Source organism: Streptomyces sp. WELS2, assembly GCF_013870595.1.
In the GTDB taxonomy this organism is placed as follows: Bacteria; Actinomycetota; Actinomycetes; order Streptomycetales; family Streptomycetaceae; genus Streptomyces.
In genome coordinates this window covers 1-4,244 of the sequence record NZ_JACBWZ010000557.1, presented here as the reverse complement: position 1 = coordinate 4,244, position 4,244 = coordinate 1, and the positions used below count along the sequence as shown (strand labels likewise).

Sequence of the window (4,244 nt, the reverse complement as noted above, 5' to 3'; positions counted from 1 at the left end):
AGCTCGTCCAGCACCGCCGGCAGCCCCGGCACCAGCGCGGAGGGCGGCGGCACGTCGGCGTGCAGGTGCTGGTAGAGCACCTGGGCCGGGGAGTCCCCGGAGTACGGCTTGGCGCCCGTCAGCATCTCGTACAGCACCACCCCGCACGCGTACACGTCGACGCGCGGGTCCGTGGTGCCGTTCTCGATCTGCTCGGGCGCGAGATAGGAGACGGTGCCGAGCACGGCGCCCGTGGTGCTGGTCACCGTGTCCACCGAACGCACCAGCCCGAAGTCGGCCACCTTGACCCGGCCGTCGTCGCCGATCAGCACGTTCTCCGGCTTCATGTCCCGGTGCACGAACCCGGCCCGGTGCGCGGCGCCCAGCGCGGCGAGCACCGGCTCCAGGATGTCCAGCGCGGCCCGCGGCTGCACGGCCCCGCGCTCGCGCAGCACGTCCCGCAGGGTGCAGCCGGCGATGTACTCCATCGCCAGGTAGACGTACGACCCGTCGGTGCCCTGGTCGAAGACCTGCACCACGTTGGGGTGGTCGAGCCGGGCGACCGACTTGGCCTCCCGGATGAACCGCTCGACGAAGGACCCGTCGGCGGCGAGGGCCGGGTGCATCACCTTCAGCGCGAGCACACGGTCCAGGCGGGTGTCCAGGGCCCGGTAGACCGTGGCCATCCCGCCCGCCGCGATCCGCGAGTCGACGCGGTACCGGCCGTCGAGCACCTGCCCGACGAGGGGGTCCTGAAGGGTCGTATCCACGCAGGCGAGTCTACGAGGACCGGCCGGCGGGCCCGCCCGTCCGCCGGGCGCGGCACCGCTACTGAAGCCGACCTGTGACGCGACACACGTCGCGCCCCCGGACTAGAACGCCGGCCGCTCCGGATCCAGCCGGGCCAGCCCCTCCGCCGGCGACGACGCCTCGGCGAGGTACCTGCGCGGGATCCGGCCCGCCAGCCGGGCCTGCCGGCCCGCCTCCACGGCCAGCTTCATGGCGGACGCCATCAGCTCCGGGTCCTGCGCCCGCGTCACCGCGGAGGCCAGCATCACCCCCGCGCACCCCAGCTCCATCGCCAGCGCCGCGTCGGACGCCGTACCGGCCCCGGCGTCAAGGATCACCGGCACACCCGCCTGCTCCACGATCAGCCGGAAGTTGTGCGGGTTGCGGATCCCGAGCCCGGACCCGATCGGCGAACCCAGCGGCATGACGGCGGCGCACCCGACGTCCTCCAGCCGGCGCGCCAGCACCGGGTCGTCATTGGTGTACGGCAGCACCGTGAAACCCTCGTCGACCAGCGTCTCCGCCGCCTCCAGCGTCTCCACCGGGTCCGGCAGCAGCGTCCGCTCGTCGGCGATGACCTCCAGCTTGACCAGGTCCGTGCCCAGCGCCTCCCGGGCCAGCCGGGCCGTCAGCACGGCCTCGCCGGCGGTGTAGCAGCCCGCCGTGTTCGGCAGCACCCGGATGCCGAGCCGCTCCAGCACCGACAGCACCGAGCCGTGCACCGAGGGGTCCACCCGGCGCATCGCCACCGTCGTCAGCTCCGTGCCGGAGGCGACCAGCGCCCGCTCCAGCACCTCCAGGCTGGGTGCCCCGCCCGTGCCCATGATCAGCCGGGACGAGAAGGCGAGGTCCCCGAGGACCAGCGGATCGTCGGCCATGGCTCAGCCTCCCTGTACGGCGGTGAGGACTTCGACGCGGTCGCCCTCGGCGAGCGCGGTCGTCGCCCACTCGGCGCGCGGGACGACGGTCTCGTTGACGGCGGCGGCCACCCCGCGCGGCGCCGCGGTGAGGGTCCGCACCAGCGCGTCCAGCGCGGTGCCCGGGGCGACACGGCGGGGTTCGCCGTTGACGGAGATGGTGACGGAGTTGCTCATACGGGCTGCTCCAGCTGTTCCGTGTGGGCGGCACCGAAGCGCCGGGGGGTGAACGGACGTGCCTCTTCGGGAAGCTCACCGGTGGCCAGGGTGTGCGCCAGCACGTCTCCGGTGACCGGCGTCAGCAGCACCCCGTTGCGGTAGTGCCCGGTCGCCAGCAGCAGCCCGGCCAGGTGGGACGGGCCGAGCAGCGGCGCGTTGTCGGGGGAGCCGGGGCGCAGTCCGGCCCGGGTCTCGGTGAGCGGCAGTTCGGTGATGCCGGGCACCAGCTCGTGGGCGTCGCGCAGCAGCTCGTACACGCCCCCGGCGGTGACCGTGGTGTCCCAGCCCAGCTCCTCGCTGGTGGCGCCGACGACCAGTTCCCCGTTCTCCCGGGGCACCAGGTACAGCGGGCCGCCGCGCACCACGGCCCGTACGGTCCGGCTCAGGAACGGCGCGTACCGGGGCGGCACGGACAGCCGCAGCACCTGCCCCTTGACCGGCCGCACCGGAGGCAGCACCTGGGGCGGCACGCCCGCCAGGCGCCCGCTCAGGCTGCCCGCGGCGAGGACCACCCGCTCGGCGCGCAGCCCGGTGCCGTCGGCCGTGGTGACACCGACGGCCCGGTCCCCGGCGACGTCCAGGCGCTCGGCCCGGACCCGGTGGAACACCACACCGGACCGCTCGCAGGCCACGACCAGGGCCGCCGCCAGCCGGCGCGGATCGATCTGGTGGTCGCCGTCGACCCGCAGCCCGCCGCGCACCCCCGGCGCCAGCATCGGCTCCAGGCGCCGGCACTCCCGCCCGGACAGCCATTCCGACTCCAGGCCGTGGCGCTGCTGGAGGGCGTGCAGTTCACGCAGGTGGGCGCGGTCGTCGGAGTCCAGCGCGACGGCGAGGGTGCCGCAGCGGCGGTAGCCGAGGTCGTGACCGGTCAGCTCGGTCAGCTCGGCCGCGAACTGCGGATAGCGGCGCGCGGAGGCCAGGTTCAGGCCGAGCAGGGTCTCCTCGCCGTAGTGCAGCTCGGTGACCGCGGCCAGCATCCCGGCCGCCACCTGCGCGGCCCCGCCCCCGGGCGCGGGGTCCACGACGGCCGTGGCGAGCCCGCGCTGCGCCGCGCGCCAGGCCGTGACCAGGCCGATGATTCCGCCCCCGATGACGAGGACGTCGGACGTACGTGAGGACATGGGCGGTGAGCCCCTCCCTTCGCCGGCATGACCCGGATCAGGTTCGTACGGTCGGAGGCCGCGAGCCTCCCTCTCAGCCCGGTCGTCCGGGCTCCCGCGAGTGCTTGTACGGTGGCCACCCTAGCCCGCCCCCCTCCTCACCCGTAAGGGAGCCCCGTTCCATGGCCCGTTCACTCGACGGACTCTTCTTCGCCCCCGTGTCGGACCAGGCGCCGGGGCAGGTGGGGACCCGCACCCGGTTCGCCTACCACGAACAGGACGGTGCGGTCTGGGCCGAGTACGCGGGCGGTGACGTGGTACGCGGCCATCTGGTCGGCACCCGCGAGGGGGACCGGCTGGACTTCCGGTACGTGCAGCTCAGGACCGACGGGACGACCGCCTCGGGGCACTGTGTGTCCACGGTCGAGGAGCTGGCGGACGGGCGGCTGCGGCTCGCGGAGAGCTGGGAGTGGGAGTCCGCGCCGGGCTCCGGCACCAGCGTTGTGGAGCAGGTCACCGAGCACGCCCGCTGACTGACGTTCCGTCATGTGTCTAAGGTGATCGCGTGAGCGAGCAGACACCGCACGAGGGCACGGCACAGCGACGGCGCGTGGTCGTCGTCGGCGCGGGCATGGCCGGGGTGCAGACCGCGGTCGCCCTGCGGGAACAGGGCTTCAAGGGTCCGGTGACCGTCATCGGCGCCGAACCGCACCAGCCGTACGACCGGCCGCCGCTGTCCAAGGCGGTGCTGCTGGGCACGGCCGAGGGCTCCGCCTTCGACGTGGACTTCGAGTCCCTCGGCGTCGGACTGCGGCTCGGCTGCGAGGTGCACGGCCTCAGGCCCGCCGCGCGCGAGCTGGACACCGAGCACGGCGTGGTGCCCTACGACGTCCTCGTCCTCGCCACCGGCGCCGAACCGGTCAACCTGCCCGGCGCCGAGGGCGTGCCCGGCACGCATCTGCTGCGCACCCTGGACGACGCCGCACGGCTGCGCCCCGTCCTCGCCCGGCAGCACGACATCGTGGTGGTGGGCGCCGGCTGGATCGGCGCCGAGTTCGCCACCGCCGCACGCGAGGGTCCGGATGGCGTTCGAGGGTGTCGGCGAAGACCAGGTCGGTGAGGGCGCGGGCGGTGTCGAAGACGAACTCCACCATGCACGCGCCACGACGCCGTCGGCGTGCAGCGCGTCGAAGGCGTACGCGATCTCCGCGAGCGCGCCGTCGACTTCGGGCAGCGG

At 74.2% G+C, this 4,244-nt stretch carries 5 protein-coding genes, 1 pseudogene and 1 riboswitch; of the genes and pseudogenes, 2 read left to right on the top strand and 4 right to left on the bottom strand.

All coding sequences use genetic code 11. The annotated features are described in order from the left end of the window. The 4 genes from H5J33_RS25540 to thiO all read right to left on the bottom strand — a co-directional run. A partial coding sequence (locus H5J33_RS25540) for a protein kinase domain-containing protein (protein ID WP_181797220.1) occupies positions 1 to 749 on the bottom strand: 749 nt, incomplete at its 3' end. Between the two features lie 102 nt (positions 750 to 851). Further along, on the bottom strand, positions 852 to 1,646 hold the full coding sequence (locus tag H5J33_RS25535; protein ID WP_181797219.1) for a thiazole synthase: 795 nt from the start codon (positions 1,644 to 1,646) through the stop codon (positions 852 to 854). Between the two features lie 3 nt (positions 1,647 to 1,649). Next, complete coding sequence (gene thiS, locus H5J33_RS25530) at positions 1,650 to 1,862, bottom strand: sulfur carrier protein ThiS (protein ID WP_181797218.1); 213 nt, start codon at positions 1,860 to 1,862, stop codon at positions 1,650 to 1,652. After that, complete coding sequence (gene thiO / locus H5J33_RS25525) at positions 1,859 to 3,028, bottom strand: glycine oxidase ThiO (protein ID WP_181797217.1); 1,170 nt, start codon at positions 3,026 to 3,028, stop codon at positions 1,859 to 1,861. Before thiO ends, thiS begins: the two co-directional genes overlap by 4 nt. Then, positions 3,026 to 3,136, bottom strand: a riboswitch (TPP riboswitch). (Overlaps the previous gene by 3 nt.) Before the next feature lie 53 nt (positions 3,137 to 3,189). Here thiO and H5J33_RS25520 point away from each other — a divergent pair. Next, positions 3,190 to 3,540 carry a hypothetical protein gene (locus H5J33_RS25520; protein WP_181797216.1) on the top strand — a complete coding sequence of 117 codons (351 nt, stop codon included), beginning with the start codon at positions 3,190 to 3,192 and terminating at the stop codon, positions 3,538 to 3,540. 32 nt (positions 3,541 to 3,572) lie between these two features. Continuing rightward, positions 3,573 to 4,082 (top strand): annotated as a pseudogene (locus H5J33_RS25515) (FAD-dependent oxidoreductase); the annotation flags it as partial. Between the last annotated feature and the right edge of the window lie 162 nt (positions 4,083 to 4,244).

Excerpts from the sequence above, each read along its gene's own strand:
- thiO (WP_181797217.1), bottom strand. The coding sequence starts at position 3,028 with ATGTCCTCACGTACGTCCGACGTCCTCGTCATCGGGGGCGGAATCATC.
- H5J33_RS25535 (WP_181797219.1), bottom strand. The coding sequence starts at position 1,646 with ATGGCCGACGATCCGCTGGTCCTCGGGGACCTCGCCTTCTCGTCCCGG.
- thiS (WP_181797218.1), bottom strand. The coding sequence starts at position 1,862 with ATGAGCAACTCCGTCACCATCTCCGTCAACGGCGAACCCCGCCGTGTC.
- H5J33_RS25520 (WP_181797216.1), top strand. The coding sequence starts at position 3,190 with ATGGCCCGTTCACTCGACGGACTCTTCTTCGCCCCCGTGTCGGACCAG.